Source organism: Bradyrhizobium vignae (assembly GCF_900324035.1).
In the GTDB taxonomy this organism is placed as follows: domain Bacteria; phylum Pseudomonadota; class Alphaproteobacteria; order Rhizobiales; family Xanthobacteraceae; genus Bradyrhizobium; species Bradyrhizobium vignae.
This window is the reverse complement of the sequence record NZ_LS398110.1, coordinates 799,146-814,299: the sequence shown is the minus strand read 5'-3', so window position 1 is coordinate 814,299 and position 15,154 is coordinate 799,146. Positions and strand designations below refer to the sequence as shown.

Annotated in this window: 14 protein-coding genes and 1 pseudogene; 9 read left to right on the top strand and 6 right to left on the bottom strand. The window is 60.1% G+C overall.

Features of this window, described 5'->3' with window-relative positions; translation table 11 throughout:
- Nucleotides 1-180: 180 nt before the first annotated feature.
- From BRAD3257_RS03900 to BRAD3257_RS03890, 3 genes are read left to right on the top strand one after another with little or no spacing between them, the layout of a single operon-like run.
- The gene (locus BRAD3257_RS03900) at nucleotides 181-1,281 is read left to right on the top strand and encodes a hypothetical protein (RefSeq protein ID WP_122400743.1); all 1,101 of its coding nucleotides are present in this window, start codon (nucleotides 181-183) and stop codon (nucleotides 1,279-1,281) included.
- Nucleotides 1,271-2,287, top strand: a complete 1,017-nt coding sequence (locus tag BRAD3257_RS03895) for a site-specific integrase (protein WP_122400742.1) — start codon at nucleotides 1,271-1,273, stop codon at nucleotides 2,285-2,287. The genes BRAD3257_RS03900 and BRAD3257_RS03895 overlap by 11 nt, the downstream gene beginning before the upstream one ends.
- Before the next feature lie 59 nt (nucleotides 2,288-2,346).
- Nucleotides 2,347-3,009: an MT-A70 family methyltransferase gene (locus tag BRAD3257_RS03890; RefSeq protein WP_122400741.1), complete on the top strand. Its 663-nt coding sequence runs from the start codon at nucleotides 2,347-2,349 to the stop codon at nucleotides 3,007-3,009.
- Nucleotides 3,010-3,017: 8 nt separating this feature from the next.
- Here BRAD3257_RS03890 and BRAD3257_RS03885 read toward each other — a convergent pair whose 3' ends face one another.
- Entirely contained in the window at nucleotides 3,018-4,319 is a 1,302-nt protein-coding gene (locus BRAD3257_RS03885) for an HNH endonuclease (RefSeq protein ID WP_122400740.1), read from the bottom strand.
- Between the two features lie 181 nt (nucleotides 4,320-4,500).
- Here BRAD3257_RS03885 and BRAD3257_RS42115 point away from each other — a divergent pair, with 181 nt between their 5' ends.
- Nucleotides 4,501-4,734 carry a DUF3489 domain-containing protein gene (locus BRAD3257_RS42115; RefSeq protein WP_122400739.1) on the top strand — a complete coding sequence of 78 codons (234 nt, stop codon included), beginning with the start codon at nucleotides 4,501-4,503 and terminating at the stop codon, nucleotides 4,732-4,734.
- A gap of 217 nt (nucleotides 4,735-4,951) precedes the next feature.
- Here the strand turns inward: BRAD3257_RS42115 and BRAD3257_RS03875 are convergent, their stop codons facing one another.
- Nucleotides 4,952-5,497 (bottom strand): hypothetical protein, encoded by a 546-nt coding sequence (locus BRAD3257_RS03875; protein WP_145986948.1) that lies wholly within the window; start codon nucleotides 5,495-5,497, stop codon nucleotides 4,952-4,954.
- 514 nt (nucleotides 5,498-6,011) lie between these two features.
- On the opposite strand from BRAD3257_RS03875, the gene BRAD3257_RS03870 reads away from it, so the two are divergent.
- Together BRAD3257_RS03870 and BRAD3257_RS03865 are read left to right on the top strand one after the other, a co-directional pair.
- Nucleotides 6,012-7,052: a hypothetical protein gene (locus tag BRAD3257_RS03870; protein ID WP_122400737.1), complete on the top strand. Its 1,041-nt coding sequence runs from the start codon at nucleotides 6,012-6,014 to the stop codon at nucleotides 7,050-7,052.
- A gap of 578 nt (nucleotides 7,053-7,630) precedes the next feature.
- The gene (locus tag BRAD3257_RS03865; RefSeq protein WP_122400736.1) at nucleotides 7,631-7,936 is read left to right on the top strand and encodes a hypothetical protein; all 306 of its coding nucleotides are present in this window, start codon (nucleotides 7,631-7,633) and stop codon (nucleotides 7,934-7,936) included.
- A 664-nt stretch (nucleotides 7,937-8,600) separates the two neighbouring features.
- Here BRAD3257_RS03865 and BRAD3257_RS40180 read toward each other — a convergent pair.
- Nucleotides 8,601-8,684, bottom strand: a pseudogene (locus tag BRAD3257_RS40180) (IS5/IS1182 family transposase); the annotation flags it as partial.
- Nucleotides 8,685-9,164: 480 nt separating this feature from the next.
- Between BRAD3257_RS40180 and BRAD3257_RS03850 the strand changes: the two are divergent.
- Nucleotides 9,165-9,392, top strand: a complete 228-nt coding sequence (locus tag BRAD3257_RS03850) for a hypothetical protein (RefSeq protein ID WP_122400734.1) — start codon at nucleotides 9,165-9,167, stop codon at nucleotides 9,390-9,392.
- Between the two features lie 52 nt (nucleotides 9,393-9,444).
- Here the strand turns inward: BRAD3257_RS03850 and BRAD3257_RS03845 are convergent, their stop codons facing one another.
- Nucleotides 9,445-10,794, bottom strand: a complete 1,350-nt coding sequence (locus BRAD3257_RS03845) for an IS701 family transposase (protein ID WP_122400733.1) — start codon at nucleotides 10,792-10,794, stop codon at nucleotides 9,445-9,447.
- A gap of 227 nt (nucleotides 10,795-11,021) precedes the next feature.
- Between BRAD3257_RS03845 and BRAD3257_RS40705 the strand changes: the two genes are divergently transcribed.
- The gene (locus BRAD3257_RS40705) at nucleotides 11,022-12,035 is read left to right on the top strand and encodes an alpha/beta fold hydrolase (RefSeq protein ID WP_244607855.1); all 1,014 of its coding nucleotides are present in this window, start codon (nucleotides 11,022-11,024) and stop codon (nucleotides 12,033-12,035) included.
- A 123-nt stretch (nucleotides 12,036-12,158) separates the two neighbouring features.
- Here the strand turns inward: BRAD3257_RS40705 and BRAD3257_RS03835 are convergent, their stop codons facing one another.
- Nucleotides 12,159-12,581: a GFA family protein gene (locus BRAD3257_RS03835; protein ID WP_122400731.1), complete on the bottom strand. Its 423-nt coding sequence runs from the start codon at nucleotides 12,579-12,581 to the stop codon at nucleotides 12,159-12,161.
- A gap of 80 nt (nucleotides 12,582-12,661) precedes the next feature.
- A complete protein-coding gene (gene mddA / locus BRAD3257_RS03830) occupies nucleotides 12,662-13,450 on the bottom strand; it encodes a methanethiol S-methyltransferase (RefSeq protein WP_162500096.1) in 789 nt (262 codons plus the stop codon).
- 133 nt (nucleotides 13,451-13,583) lie between these two features.
- Between mddA and BRAD3257_RS03825 the strand changes: the two genes are divergently transcribed.
- Nucleotides 13,584-15,131, top strand: coding sequence for a winged helix-turn-helix domain-containing tetratricopeptide repeat protein (locus BRAD3257_RS03825; protein ID WP_122400730.1), 1,548 nt, complete (start codon nucleotides 13,584-13,586; stop codon nucleotides 15,129-15,131).
- Nucleotides 15,132-15,154 lie beyond the last annotated feature (23 nt).

The following is a 15,154-nucleotide window of genomic DNA, read 5'->3' as shown; positions in this document are numbered from 1 at the left end:
CCCATATTCGGTCAAATGCAAGAGCGGGCCACCTAAACGGCGGTCCGCTTCGAAATGTCTGTGAAATTTTCCGGTGCAGGGTGATTGGACACCGATTTCTCTTTACATGACGCGCAACAGGTTCAATCGTCATAGTGGGCAAGACGTCATCTGCTCCCCTTCAACTCAAGGAGGAGAGCAATGGACGAAGTCAAAGGCATTCAAGCTGCCCGGCATCGCCTTCATGAGGCGGTTGGGAGTTTCCGACCACCCCCGCCGCAGCCGCTCGATATCTTCCTATACCTCGCAATGTCCGCAATGCAGAAGGCGATCCGCCGCGGGCGAACAGAACTGGCCCTTCAAGCGGCGGCAACACTTCTTGAGCAATCACCGGAACGGCTGTGGCGGCGACTAGCTTGCATAGCCTTCGAAGACGTCGGGCTGGGCGATCTCGAACTCGTGACGCTGGCCACCGCCGCGATGGCTGGCAAGAGAGTACGGGCGCTGCTCGGGGGCGAGTGGGCTGTCGCGAGCTATCTCGTATGTAGGATGGCCGAAACGACGAAGTGTCGCGCGGCCGACGACCTCTTGCTTGTGGCCGAGAACCACCTCGCCTTCCAGACCGAACGCCTGCAGCTCGGGTTCAGCACGATCCGAGAGTTAGCCCAGGTAGTCAGCAGCTGCGAACCCTTTCCGGTCAGAGCTTTGGCAGCGTGGTACTTGCTTGGGACGGATCGACGCCCCTCGCCTCAGCTTGTCCGACGCCGGGGTGATCTGGCCGCTCTATTCGCCGCACTTGCTGCGATCCTACCGCCCGACCTGGTCGAGATCGCTCGCGAGGGCCACCGCCGCAGTGGGGAGGTGTTGCCAATCTTCATGGCCCTGCTCTCGCCGCATCTGCAGCACGAGCCGGTGAGCGTCGAAGATGATGACGCGCCACCAGAAACGATGGTCGGACCTGTCCCGGGTTTTTGCCTTGACCTTTACACCCGCCCGGGAAGAGCTGCTTTGGCCAGTCTGATCGAGGGTCCGACGAGAACTGCACGTTGGGTACGATCGCATATTCCTCCGCGTCAGCGGGTCACCTTTTTAGGAACGATCATTTTTCGGTTGGAAGGAGGATGTGTCCAAAGCCGGCTGCGGTGGAGGATAGCTGACCACCTGCGCCGAGTTACCGACTACGAGTGCAACGGCGCCCACTGCCAAGATGCCACCGAAATACTGGGCCTCGCCCAAGCCGATCTGGGCGAGCTGAATGCAATCCGTGCCGAGGTAATGAAGGGATGGGGCCATGTCAGCTGAGCTTCTAACCCGCGATAATCCTCTTTTATCGGAGGTTATCTGGGCCGCATATGAGGCTCCCAATACCGCTTGGGGCCAATTAAATTGCGTGCAATTAATTGCGCACTCCGCCGAAATCTCTCAGGAGGCCGGGTTTTTCGTTCAAAATAGCGTGTCGGAGAATAGCCGCCGCGCCTACGAAAGCGACCTCCGGGAATTTGAGCGGGGTGGCGGGTCAATCCCTGCTTCCCCGGAGACCGTCGCGGAACATCTGGCGCAGAACGCTGGTAGGTTGAGCGTGGCGACCCTCGTGAGGCGTCTGGCCTCGCTCTCGAAAGCGCACCAGGCTCGGAGGCTGCCTAATCCAACACGGTCCGCCCTCGTCCGGGCAACGATCAGGGGCATCAAGCGGACCTACGGCTGCGCCCAACGTCAGGCCAAGCCTCTGCTGCGGGACGAGCTGATCCAGGTGCTGGACGCCACGGGCGACAAGCCGAAGGACCATCGCGATCGCGCTCTCCTGCTGCTCGGCTTCGCTGGCGCGTTACGACGTTCGGAACTCGTTGCTCTACATCTGGCCGATGTTGAGCGTGTTAGGCAGGGCGTCATTTTGCACCTGCTCCGGTCGAAATGCGATCAGGAGGCGCGGGGCCAGAAAATCGCGATACCTTTCGCTCGTGGAAGGTGGTGCCCGGTAGTTGCCCTCGATGCCTGGTTGACCGTCTCGGAGATCAGTGAAGGGCCGATCTTTCGACCGGTGGATCGCCACGGCAGAGTTCATGGGCATCGTTTGTCTACTGAGGCAGTGGGCGAGATCGTCCGGCAGCGCGTCATGGCGGCTGGCCTCGATCCCTCCGGTTATTCAGGCCATTCCCTGCGTGCAGGACTAGCTACCAGCGCCGCTCAAGCTGGCGTCCCCGCCTGGAGAATAAGGGCACAAACCCGTCATGCATCAGAGGCTATGTTGGCCCGCTACATCCGTATCTCTGAGTTGTTCGTGGAGAACCCTGCTAGTGCCTTGCTCTAGTCGAAACACACCCTTCCTAACCCCCATGCAAATCAGATACGGTCCGGCCGGAACAGGAGATGCGAACCGTGCTTGCGAAAAGTCAGGAGCAAATCGATGCTGCCAGCGAATTGCTTTCTTTCGTGGGCAAACAAAAGTACGGCACGATTTTGGCTGACCCACCATGGCAATTCGTCAATAGAACTGGAAAAATGGCGCCTGAGCACCGCAGGCTCTCTCGTTATTCAACGATGACGCTCAGCGAAATCTGCGCCTTGCCAGTTGAGAAAGTAGCCGCTGACCGATCTCACTTGTATCTCTGGGTACCAAACGCTCTCCTCCCCGAAGGATTGCAAGTTCTCAAAGCGTGGGGGTACACATACAAGTCAAACCTCGTTTGGCACAAGATCAGGAAGGACGGCGGTTCAGATGGACGAGGCGTTGGGTTTTACTTTCGCAACGTCACGGAGATGATCCTATTTGGTGTCAGAGGCAAAAATGTGCGGACCTTGGCTCCGGGCCGGCGCCAAGTGAACATGATCGAAACCCGAAAACGAGAGCACAGCCGGAAGCCTGACGAGCAGTACGCCATCATCGAAGCCTGCTCATCAGGGCCGTATCTTGAGCTGTTCGCACGGGGTACTCGCTCGGGGTGGGCAACCTGGGGCAATCAAGCGGATGAGAACTATCGCCCCTCCTGGAAGACGTACGCACACAACTCAAGAGCTGTCGCCGCCGAATAGCTCCGCAGCTACGTCCAAAAGTCGTGGTGCCAAGAGGCGTGCTCGTCTGAAATTGTATGCGGTGCCTGAACACGAAGCGGCTGCCCGTGTACAGGATCGCCGGAGATTTTGCTGACAACTGTCAACGCACCTCGATTTTTCTTAATTCGCAGCACGCCTCGGTCGAATTGCAGATGATGTTCCGGGCACAAAATGATCATGTTGTTCTTGCTGTCAGGCCCATTATGGGGTTGCCCCACCGGTTTAATATGAGCCGCTTCAGAATAGTACTTCGCTGGATTTACCCCGATAACCGTCTGCTTCCCGCAAAATGCGCAGCTGTGGTTATAGAGCGCCTTTAATTCCCGAACGTGTTTTGCATTCCTGATCTGCGCCTGAGTTTCCTGTAGTCGCCTCATCACGGTCGCGACGTCTTCGGCGTCCTCATCGCTCCAGGTGGGCACAGGTACAGTAGCCGAGGTCCCAGCTGGAGCTGTCGGGGACGAAATGGTCGCAACGCCAGAAGGTGCGAGACGGGCTGGACCGCTCACCCTGTCCATACCCCCTAACGCCAGGTATTCCTGCGCGAATGCAGGGGCCACAGCATCTACATATTCCTTGGTGGTGCCCATGAGCTTAAACAGCTCATCTCCCTGCACAATCGCCAGCAATTCGGCTTCAGTGAGAGGCGTGGTCGAGTTGCGATCCATCGAGTAGCGATCAAAAGCCAAGAACAGTCCCGGTCCGATCCACTCGTCGATCCGAGTGTTGAGAAAATCTGTCCGCTGTTCCCTTAGCCCTGTGACTTCCATCATGTAGTTATAGTTCGTCATGCACTTGTGAGCAGTGTCGTCACCCTCAGCGCTGACGGTGTTCTCAAACGCCCTTTCAATCTCCTGTTCAGTCAACCTCCTGCGGGCCCAACCGCCATTATTCCAAAGTCTGGTGCGCACGAACTCGTTCGTGAACCCTGCGCCGTGAGCAGTGCCCGCGACGCCAATTCGAGAGCCCATTTTTGCCAAATGCATTGCAAAGAGCGCAAGCTGGTCGAAGCGCTGCGAATGCGGATTGTTGATCGCGTGCCGCACTAGCTCGTCTGCGGTTACATAGTTGGCGTTATCTACGATCGTGTTGTGTAGAAAGAAATTTAGAGGGATAAGCTGCCGGGCAGCATCATTCACTCCGCAATTGCGACGAAATGTGTCGCGGGACACTGTCCGCGCAACGCCGCTGAACCCCGCTCTGATGACGTCGTGCAGCCTTCTCAGGCCCGGCGGGAATTTGTTCCAGCCGAAGTTCTTCGTGAATGAGCCGGGCGGATAGACAGGCATGGCTTAGAGGGATCAGACAGAGGGATCAGAAGGGATGTTTGGGTAAAGTACGTGCCACTCCCTTAAAACATCAATGAAAAGTTCGCGCGGAAATTGCCTAAACTGTTGAAAGGCCCTGGAAAACGGTGCTGGGCGAGGTGTACGTTGGCTTGGTGGCCTCTGATGTGCCAGGAGCGGGCCCATGACGGAACCCAAGGCCGACGCTCTGCATGCCCAGCTGGCAGCTGGCTGGTGCTCTGCGTCTGAGCTGGCAGCTCAATTCGGTTGGCAACGGCATACGTTGCGGGGCGCGATTAGCAAGCTCGCAAAGGCCCGCAATCTCAAGATTGAGCGCCGTCGGGAGAGCGGTGTCAACTTCTACAGGGTTGCCGACGGGGATGTAGAGAACGGTTCGTCCCGCTCGCACTCCGGGTAGTATTTCTGCTCAAGGTGCGGTCCCTTGACGAGATCACACCGGAGAACGCACTGTGACCACGCCGTCGCCCAGGTTCTCGATTTGACCGACGGTGGGATGAAATACGTCATTTGGCCCTGGGGTTGCTCGTTCACACCGGCTGTTCCCCATCAATACGGGCTGCTTTGTCTGACTTAAGCCAACTCTATTAGGTCGCACTCCACCGAAAGGCCGATCTCTACAAACGGTCGATTGGCGACCAGTTATTCAAGAACCTAGAGACGTCGCGATCCCGATGGCCGAATGATCCCTCACCGATTGCTTTCGTTTCCGCCATACTCAAGCCTCGCGCAAGCCAAGCCTGGTGATCGTCGGTAACCCAAACGTACACCTGATGGCGAGCGGTCTTACCGTGCAATTTATCGAGACGATTGAGAAGCTCCTCAGGCTTCACGACCAGGTAGTCGCGGCTCTTACTTTCAAAACCGAGCAACACTAGAACCCAAAAGTCGGCTGGCGACTGCGCGATTTTACTGCGGTCGAACGAAAACCAGGTGCACGCTTGCAAATGCTTCCGCGTTGACGCGGCGAGTTTCATAATTGGCAGGAAATCGCGTGAAAACTTCACCTGCAAAGTGATGCCTCTAGAATTCCGCGCATTGGTAACTAAGAGATCGACCCCTGTATCCTTCGATGGAAGCCAAACCCTCTTGTCCTTGAAATTGGTCTCGATGTGCTGACCGACGAGGAATTCGCCAGCGTGGACGGTGAACATAGGACGCATTGATCTCTCTCTACCTCAAAACTGAAATTGTGCCCTTACCAGCCCGAAAACCGGATAGATCGGCTGAGGTCTATATCAATGCACAAATGGCATACCTCTCCCATGCCAAGCCAGAGCCCGCCAGCTCGTGACATATTCAGCCATCCAACCCTACAGCCCATCTGAAATTAAGGCGCCCACGGCGAGATCACCCTGGTGTATGCCGCCATCGAGGGCGGGACTGGATTTTCTCCCGAGGCGCAGCCCAATACGAACAAGGCTGAAAGGCTGATGAATTTGGAAGCTCATACGAGTTGGCGGGGAAGACCTCGCTGCCCTGGCGACCGAATTGGTGGGAGTTTTGGAGACGAGTTTGAGCAGACGGAAGCTTGCGGTCTCGCCGCATCATGAGCCGCGCTGCCCCAGTGCGGCCCCCTTTACTCACGGCGTCCATCTACTAATCTCGCAGCTGATTATTTATTGATTTTGAGCGGGTCTTCCCCCCCCGGGGACCAAGCCGCAATATGGAAACGCTATGTCCAGTGTGTTTCTGGTGGTTTACACGTCAGCGCACCTGATCGGCGCGGTCAGCTACCCGCTGGGCGATCAGCTCTGCGCGAACGCGCTGGGGCGCTGGACTTGGACCGGGGCCTTGGATTGGGACGGGGGCCGCCATGATAAGAAGGACAAGGACGTGGACGGCAACGAGAAGGTTGACGGCGTGGCCACGCTCGCCTGTGAGAAACACGACACCCGGCCGAAAGTGCAGACCCAGATCGACCAGGAGCTGCGGGAACGGTTCGAGAGTGACTGCGAAAACCTGTACCAGTCCTACTTTGAATATAAGGAATGTCGCCAGCTGCCGAACGGGGACGTCGAGATGACCCAGCATGACGACGACGGCAACAACAGACATAGCTGGGTGGTGAAGCTCGATCAGCGCTGGAAGACCGTACGGCTCAAAGAGAAGAAGGCCAGGCAGGACGAGTGCGACCAGATTGAGGGGATGTTTGACGCCTGCTCCGTCTCCGTGCAGAGGCCTGATTTTTGCTACATGGTGCACCGCGCTGGGGCGGGGGAGAGCAGAGGCGTGTCCCAATTCTTTGCTCGGCACCCATCAGTGAGCTTTGGTAAAAAGATGGACAAGCTGTGTCTCAAGGTCTGCTACGGCAAGACGACCGTGATCGGCGCAACCCGGAAGTTCTGTCCGCATCAGCGGCCGCACTCTATGGATGATATGAGGGTGGACCCTGACATCCCTGGCAGTACAGCCCGCAGCAGCTATCGGGCCAAGAAGGTCGCCACCACAGATAGCGAGCCCTACACCCCACGTGACTGTCAGACCATCGAGATGTTAGTGGAGGCCTGCAGGGTGTCGGGCGAGCGCATCCCTGCCGAGCTGACCAAGGAAGAACAGCTCACGCTCTCCCGCGCCTACATATGGCTGGGGGCAAGGCACGAGAGCTGGTCGGGGGCAAGTGGCTTTGCGCCAACGTGCACGCAGCTGTTTGAGAGCAAGATCACCGGGGGCGAGGTGCTGCATAGATATTGCCCCAACTACCGGCCCAGCAAGTAGCCCGCCAGGTCTCCGCGTCGATGCGGAGGTGCATATCTCAGCCTGGCGATGTCTGGCGACGCCAGTAAGCGATGAGTTTTGCTATCCACACCTACATGGCACCTCAGAATAAGGGAGCCAGGATGAACTCGCCTCGGTGCAGGCGCTGTTTGAGGGCTCAACCTCCAAGGCGAGACGGATTTCTTCCGTGGCGCAGCCGACCAGGGACAACCGTGAGGGACTGATGAATTTGGGAGTTGATACGAGTTGGCGGCGAAGACCCGCCGCTCCGGCGGGCAAATTGGGGGAAATTTTGGAGCGGTATGGGGGGACAAACCCGGAAATAACCTATGGAAAACAATGTGAGGATTGATTGTCCCACTTCCCCTTAAAAGGCTGATGTTCAACAGTCGTTGCGGCCCGGCCAGGGGCACCACGCTTCGCGTGGCGCGGTCGCCAAGCCGAAGGGCGAAGCGTGTCCGGCGAAGCCTCTTGGCGAAGACGGACTGTCCCGGCAGGCCCCGCTCTCCCTCCCCTAGCCATCCCCACATCCTCCCTGTATAAACCAGTAGCTTCTTCCATAACTCGAAGGAGCTCACATGAACGACCTGCACGCGTGGCTTTCGCAGCAACACCACGGCTTGCGGACCTTCCAGATCTTTCAGCAAAAGCTCGAGACGCTCGGCCGGGACGATCCCGCGCAGCGCGGTCTTTGCCGCCTGCTCAGCGGCATCATCGGCAGCTATGTCGAAGCCTTTGAGGAGGCTCCGCTGCCGGTCGAAATTGCCGAGCGCGCCTATCGGCGCCTGCTGACCCTGCTCGCCAGCCTCGATCTGCACGGAAACGCCGAACGCCGCCTCGCCGATATCAACCGCGTGGCGACCTGCGACTTGTGCGCTAATTGACGAGCGGGCCATCCTTCAATTTCAAACGATCGCAAGACGCGCCTGTACCGGCTCGCGACGCATGACGCCCGAGTCTTGTGCTTCTCTTGACGCCCTTTCCTAAAGAAAGGGCGCAGGGAAGGCCGGGCGCCGGCTGGCACCCGCGGCCCGCTGTGCGCAAATTGCGCGAAGACAGATGCACAGCGGCATACAGGGCAGCCCGGACATCCCGACCTTTCCCTGCGCAGTGGTTCGACGGCTTATGGCGCGCTCTCCCCGGGGAGCGATGCACTTTTGCCCCCGTCGTCTTGCCGATGACTGATGCGCGCACCCGGTCGGGCCGCTTCACCACCGCAAGCCTTGACGCACAGACCCCGGGCGTCAGGACCACACGCTTTTGCCGTACGCGGAATCGCACCGGTCGTGTGCGCGCCGCTCTACCGCTCACGGGCCAAGCCCGCCCTGCGATCGCATGCGCGCCGATGCGCTCCACGTCCACCGCCACCCGGCCCGCATATCGCGACGATCGCGAAACGCCCCTTGTCCATGGGCCGGGGTGAGCGGGATATACGATATTTCCGAATTTCGGTCAATCGGAATCTTTGGCTCAGCCTCTTGACCTTGGCTGCCCGCAAGCTGAGCGCGCGCCTCGTCCTTCGAGACGACCGCTTCGCGGTCTCCTCGGCGGCCGGCCCAATCGCCGTCGCCGCGGCATCTTCCGGGCGATCGACGCCAACTCGGCATCGGTCAGATCACTTGTGTAACGCAGTCCACTGCACTGATACTAAAGCATGATCCGGAAAAGTGCGAAGCGGTTTTCCGGAAAGATCATGCGTAAACAACAAGCTAAAGCGCGATGACGATTCATCCAAATCTCATCGCGCTTTAGAGACGAGCGGCTTTGGTCCACGGCATGGTGTCCTCCCTCGAATCTTTGCAAATCCGAAGGAATCAAAGGCCCGCCGAAACCGCTCACCCTTTTTCGGTCAGGCTCTCAGGATGAGGCTAAGCGGCATCAGTGCCGTTGAAACTGCCGCCGCGCACTCGGCCCTCGTCCTGAGGGCCCGCTAAAAGGCGGGCGTCTCGAAGGATGGCCACGGGGATGCGATTGCCCTGCGCGGGGCGCGGGGCGAAGGCGGCACCTACCGCTCAACCGTAAGCATCGCGCACAGGCCGCCGTCGGGCGTTCGACTTCCCCGCGCCGGCACCTATATCCCGTGGCAACCGATGTGATGCAGTGGACAGTCTGATGGCCAGGAGACGCACGACGGACGCGGACGACCTTCCCCGCTATTTCGTCTGGGTTCGAGGGCTGGAAGGGCCCGAGCCGCAGAAGTGGACGGCGATGGATTTCGGCGTCGGAGACTGGAAGCGGGCGCTTGTACTGGCCTATCTGGAGCTGCCGGAAGACGAACGGCATCTATCCTTGTCGGTGCTGGCCCGGCGCTATCCGCCGCCGCGGCTCGATCTTTCGTGAGCGGAGCTAGCGCTAGCACTACTTTGGCAGATTGTGTTTTCGCCGCTGTTTTTCACGGATTTGCCTTCGGCAATATGGGCAATGCTGAGACGGCGGCCGAAGGATGAGATCGACGATGGCGTGACGTACGGCTGGCATGGTTGGCTGAGGCGGAGGCCCGTAGATTCTTTTTTTTCCGCCCCGCGTGTGCGAGGCGACGATGTTGCAGGAAGGCGTAGGCAATCATTGTCATCAGGGCGTGGCGATGAAGACCTTGCCATGATCGCCCTTCGAAGTGATCAAGTCCAAGTTCCTCCTTCAACTGCTGATGCGCCTGCTCACAAATCCACCGTGCCTTGATGGTGGCGGCCAGCGTGCGCAGATCCGTCGCCGCCGGAAGATTGGCCAGATAGTATTTCTTCTCCCCGGACGCACGTTGCTCGCCAATGAGCCAGGCTTCGTCGCCCGGGAGATGCTGCTGACCTTTATCCCATATCCGCTGCGGAGGGCCGTCGGCGGTCCGGACACGGACCGCAGCAAATTGGGCTTTAAGCCGACCTTTCGTCCCGCTACGCCAACTCACGGTTTTCCATTTGGCGCCGGCCAGCATTTGCTCGGCCGCAATTGATAAGATATCGGGCACGTGGTGCTTTCGTGGTTTGCCGCGGGCTTTGGTAATCGGCCAAATGAGCTTCACATCGACCGGATACACTTTCAGGTGCCGCGGGATTCCGACAGCCCAGACCAGCCCGCGCTCTGTTAGCCCTTGTCGAAACGGTGCGCTGAGGCCGTATCCTGCATCCGCCAGCACATATCCAAAGCGCACGTTGGCTGCTATCGCGCGGTCAATCTCGGCCAAAGCAATCTCCGGCTTGGACCGTGGCGTTCGATGTTCGACTGGCACGCGAGCGCGCTTCAAACGAGATTCGTCGCTTGTCCAACTGTCAGGCAGAAAGAGACGTAACGCGACCATCACGGGTACTTCGCCGCGCGCAAGCGTCAAAGACACCAGTGTTTGGCAATTTGCCGTTTTACCGAGAGCCGAGGCGTATTGAGCCGCAACACCGACCGAGCGCTCACCCTTCTTGGGAAGTGAGGTGTCATCAATAACCAGCACCGCATCCCTGCCGCCGACAAGTCGGTCCGCCTGGTTGAGCAACTCTGTCTCCAGCGGCGTCGCGTCCCAGACACCGTCCGCAATGAAATGGTGCAACTGGTCGTAGGTGCTGGTGGCAAGGCGTTCCGCCATCGGCTGAACGCTCTTACGATCGCCGGGACCGATCAATCCCGCAACATACAGAGGACACATCCGCTGCCGGGTCTTATGACCCAGTCGGTCCAAGAACGGCATCAGCCAGCGTTCGAGTTCGTCTTCCCATCCCGGCATGGTCAGCCCTCCAAGAGCCGACCACCCATGAATCATTGAAAAATTGATTCGGGAATCCTATAAAACGCGCCAAAATCAACAATCTGCCAAAGTAGTGCTAGGACGTGTTGTCATAAACGTCGGCTCCGCAAGGCAAAGCGGAAGTCACCCGCTTGAGCGTGATCGGCTGCTTGTGTGATGGGTTTCGGATGTCGGCCGCATGAAGGACGGGACCGCATATTCGGCGGCCGGCGTCCGAAAGCCTCCAAGGGAGGAAACCGCGCTTGGGGAGCAAACGGCCGTGCGGCAGGCGCTATGGCGATTTGAGCGCCGCGAACATCGCCGCCCGGCTCGAGGGGTTGTGCGAACCCGGCGGCGTCTGCATCTCGCGCGCGGCGAACGAGCAAATCAGGGACAAGCTGTCGCTCGCTTTCGCCGATCTCGGCGAGCAGACGGTGAAGAACATCGCCCGCGCTGTCGGTGTATATGGACTTGCAGCCAAGGACATCATGTCGCTTCCGGACATTGCGGTTTTGGGCGCGTCGGAGCCGGCACGGCCGATTGCCGCCGATGCACAGAATATCCACTTCTGTCAGACGAAAGACGGCGTGCAACTGGCCTATGCCAAGACCGGCCAGGGTCCGCCGATCGTCAAGACCGGCAACTGGATGACCCATCTTGAATTCGACCTGGAAAGCCCGATCTGGCGGCATCTTTACCGCGAGCTGTCCAGTGAGCACACCCGCATCCGCTACGATGCGCGGGGCAACGGTCTTTCCGATCGCGAGGTGCCCGACGTCACCTTCGATCACTTCGTTGACGACCTCGAAAGCGTCGTCGATGCCGCGGGTATCGATCGTTTCGCGCTGCTCGGCGTCTCCCAGGGCTGCGCCGTATCGATCGCCTACGCGGTTCGGCACCCCGAGCGCGTCTCCCATCTCGTACTTTTTGGCGGCTACGCCGTGGGCTGGCGGAAACGGGCAAGGACGCAGGCCGACAAGGAGACCGGCGAAGCGATGCTCACGCTGGTGCGCGTCGGATGGGGCCAGGAAAATCCGGCGTTCCGCCAGCTCTTCAAAGAGGTGCTTTATGAAGATTTCGGTTGTTGCCGCGCTGCTGCTCACTGCTGCCGCCCTGCCCGCTGCTGCACAGTCCGGTCCATCGCCCCAGGAGCAAATGGCCTGCCGTGGCGACGCCGGCAAATTCTGCGCCGAGCCTATCGGCAAGCCGCCGCAGATGAATGCCTGTCTGCGCGAGAACAAGTCGAAGCTCTCGGAGTCCTGCCGCAAGGTCGTTGAATCCCGCGGAGGCTAGTGTTTCATTCTTAGCCCTTGAGAGAAGGCAGAGAGGGCAACGCTCTGCCGCCCCCTCAAGAAAGGCCGAAGCCGAGCTTCGGCCTTTTGGCCTTCAAATGACGGCCGCTACTCCTGCATCATCTCGCCGCTGCCGCCGAACTCGGCGGGGAAATCCTTCAGCTTGGGCAGGCCATCGCGCATCGGCAGCACGGTCTCGGCATAGTTGACGTGGACGCCGGGCGTGAACGCGAGTGTTGGGATGGTGGCGCTGAAAACGTCGATCAGACCGAGCGGGGGATGGTTGGTCATGAGATGGCCGCCGCACTTCCTGCAATATTTGCGCTGGCTCTGCGGCGTCTTGGCGAAGGTCTCGACATGCTGCGCGCCCTCGGTGATGCGCACGGCTTCCGGCTTCCACAGGGTGAAGGCGTTGACCGGACCGCCCGACCAGGAGCGGCAGGAGCGGCAATGGCAATAGCCCATCGCCTCCGGCGCGCCCGTGACCTCGACCGTGACCGCGCCACAGAAGCAGTTTCCGACATGTTTCATTGGACGTCTCCGTTTTATGTTATCGCGCGTCGGCGCCTCGCGCGCGCGCCTTTCGGGGAACGCGCGAGGCGAGGCCGAGACTACACCGACCGGCGCCAGGGAATAAGCATCGACACCCGTTGTTTGTACCGCCGGTACTCGTCGCCGAAGAGATCGACGAGATCGCGTTCCTCCAGCGCGATGCCGACGAAGATGTAGAGCGTGGTCACGGCTGCGAACATCAGATGACCCGCAGTCATGGTCGGCGCCGCCCAGAACGCGACGATGAACCCGAGATAGATCGGATGCCGGACGAACTTGTAGAGCAGCGGCGTCTTGAAACGCGGCGGCGCCGCTTCCCTGCCGACGAGATGATCGGTCACCTGAGACAGGCCGAACAATTCGAAATGGTTGATGATGAAGGTCGAGGTGAACACCAGCACCCAGCCGGCGAAGGACAGCGTGACCACCGTTACGGCAAGATCCGGGTTCTCGACGTTCCATATGACCGCCGGCAGCGGACGCCACTGCCAGAACAGGAGGAGCAATGACAGGCTCGCGAACAGCACGTAGGTGCTGCGCTCGACCGGCTTGGGGACGAACTGCGTCCACCACGCCTTGAATTGCTGGCGCGCCATCACGCTGTGTTGAACGGCGAACAGCGACATCAGCAGCAGATTGATGATGACCGCGCGAACGACGGGCGCTTCGGCTCCGGTGTCGATGGTCTTGGGCACCATCACGCCCATGACGAAGCCGATCGCGTAGAGAATGGTGACGAAAAACACGAGATATGCCGCAATTCCGTACAGAAAGGCGATGAACCTGAAAATGCGCGAGCCCGTAACCTCCGGGCCGATGGAATGAACCTGGTCATCGAGTTGGGTCATGAAACGCTCCGTTGTGCCGAGGCATCGGCACGGTTTGGTCTTCGCACCATGCCGGATCGGACGTCTCCCGACTTTCGCGGACGATTGATTTTCGCCTGAGACGACTTTGATTTTTGCTTGAGACGACGAAAACGTGCGATTTTGCTTTGAAAACAAGGTGCTCGACAGCGATCTTCGGGAGCTCACCTGCGACGGGGCAGCCGTTCCGTTGCAGCCGCAAGTGTTCGATCTCTTGCTTTATCTGGTCACGCAACGAGCGCGTGTGGTCAGTAAGGATGACCTGATCAGCCAGATCTGGAGCGACCGCATCGTCTCGGATTCCGCCCTGAACAGCCGGATCAACGCCGCGCGCAAGGCGGTGGGCGACGACGGCGCTATCCAGCGGCTGATCAAGACCATTCCGCGCAAGGGCTTTCGCTTCGTCGGCGAGGTCCGCGAAGAAATGGCAGCGTCCGCCGCGCGGGCGGAAGCCAAGCCCGCTCCCCTGCGCATGACGGACCGTCCGGCGATCGCGGTGCTCGCCTTCGGAAACATGAGCGGCGATCCCGCGCAGGACTATTTCGGCGACGGGATCAGCGAGGACATCCTCACCGCGCTGTCGAAACAGCGCTGGTTCTTGGTGATCGCGCGCAACTCCTCCTTCACCTACAGGGGGCGCGCGGTCGACATCAGGCAGATCGCCGAGGAGCTCGGCGTCCGCTACATCGTCGAAGGCAGCGTGCGCAAGGCGGACAACCGGGTGCGCATCACCGCGCAGCTCAACGACGCCGTGTCAGCAAGACATATCTGGGCGGAGCGCTACGACCGGGAGCTCGTCGACGTCTTCTCCGTGCAGGACGAGATCACCAACGCGATCGCTGCGGCGATCGAGCCGCAGATCCACGCGGCGGAAAATTTTCGCAGCCATCGCAAGCCGCCTGCGAGCCTGGACGCCTGGGACCTCTTGATGCGCGCGCTGTCGCATTTTTGGCGCGTGACCCGGCAGGATCACGGGGCCGCGCGGGCACTGCTCGAGCGCGCGGTTGCCATCGATCCGAATTACGGCCAGGCGCTGTCGGTGCTGGCCGTGAACGACATGTTCGGCGTGCATCTCGGCTGGGCCGAGCTGGCCGCGGTTGCGCCGGCCGCGGAAGCCGCCGCGCTCGCCGCGGTGCGCTGCGACCACGAGGATGCCTGGGCGCATGCCGCGCTCGGCAGCGTCTGCTTCTCGACCCGCAGGCTTGCGGATGCGCTGTCCGAGTTCGAGCAGGCGCTCGCGCTCAATCCGAACTTCTCGCTGGCGCAGAGCTATTACGCGCTGGCGCTGTCCTATGCCGGACGAGCGAAGGATTCCTTCGAGGCCGCGCAAAGGACGATCCTGCTGTCGCCGCGCGATCCGTCACTGGCAATCTATCACGGCATCGCCGCCTATGCGCGTTTCACCGAGCGGCAGTATGACGAAGCCATCGCGCTGGCGCGCGAGGCGATCCGCCACCGCGGCGACCTCACCGGCGCCTACCGCGTGCTCGCCGTCTCCGCCGGCATGACAGGCGACGGAACGCTTGCGGAGATGGCGCTCACCGAGCTCCGCCGCACCCAGCCGGGCATCTCGCTGCACTGGATCGCGACGCAACTGCCGTGGGCCAATGACGGGGATCGCGAACACTATCTGGAGGGATTCCGCCGGGCCGGGCTGCGGTGATACCTCTGACCATCCCTTGGAGG

Bases quoted from the DNA above. Each gene is read 5' to 3' on its own strand.
- BRAD3257_RS03900 (WP_122400743.1), top strand. From the start codon at position 181: ATGGACGAAGTCAAAGGCATTCAAGCTGCCCGGCATCGCCTTCATGAG.
- BRAD3257_RS03895 (WP_122400742.1), top strand. From the start codon at position 1,271: ATGTCAGCTGAGCTTCTAACCCGCGATAATCCTCTTTTATCGGAGGTT.
- BRAD3257_RS03890 (WP_122400741.1), top strand. From the start codon at position 2,347: ATGCGAACCGTGCTTGCGAAAAGTCAGGAGCAAATCGATGCTGCCAGC.
- BRAD3257_RS03885 (WP_122400740.1), bottom strand. From the start codon at position 4,319: ATGCCTGTCTATCCGCCCGGCTCATTCACGAAGAACTTCGGCTGGAAC.
- BRAD3257_RS42115 (WP_122400739.1), top strand. From the start codon at position 4,501: ATGACGGAACCCAAGGCCGACGCTCTGCATGCCCAGCTGGCAGCTGGC.
- BRAD3257_RS03875 (WP_145986948.1), bottom strand. From the start codon at position 5,497: ATGCGTCCTATGTTCACCGTCCACGCTGGCGAATTCCTCGTCGGTCAG.
- BRAD3257_RS03870 (WP_122400737.1), top strand. From the start codon at position 6,012: ATGTCCAGTGTGTTTCTGGTGGTTTACACGTCAGCGCACCTGATCGGC.
- BRAD3257_RS03865 (WP_122400736.1), top strand. From the start codon at position 7,631: ATGAACGACCTGCACGCGTGGCTTTCGCAGCAACACCACGGCTTGCGG.
- BRAD3257_RS03850 (WP_122400734.1), top strand. From the start codon at position 9,165: ATGGCCAGGAGACGCACGACGGACGCGGACGACCTTCCCCGCTATTTC.
- BRAD3257_RS03845 (WP_122400733.1), bottom strand. From the start codon at position 10,794: ATGATTCATGGGTGGTCGGCTCTTGGAGGGCTGACCATGCCGGGATGG.
- BRAD3257_RS03835 (WP_122400731.1), bottom strand. From the start codon at position 12,581: ATGAAACATGTCGGAAACTGCTTCTGTGGCGCGGTCACGGTCGAGGTC.
- mddA (WP_162500096.1), bottom strand. From the start codon at position 13,450: ATGACCCAACTCGATGACCAGGTTCATTCCATCGGCCCGGAGGTTACG.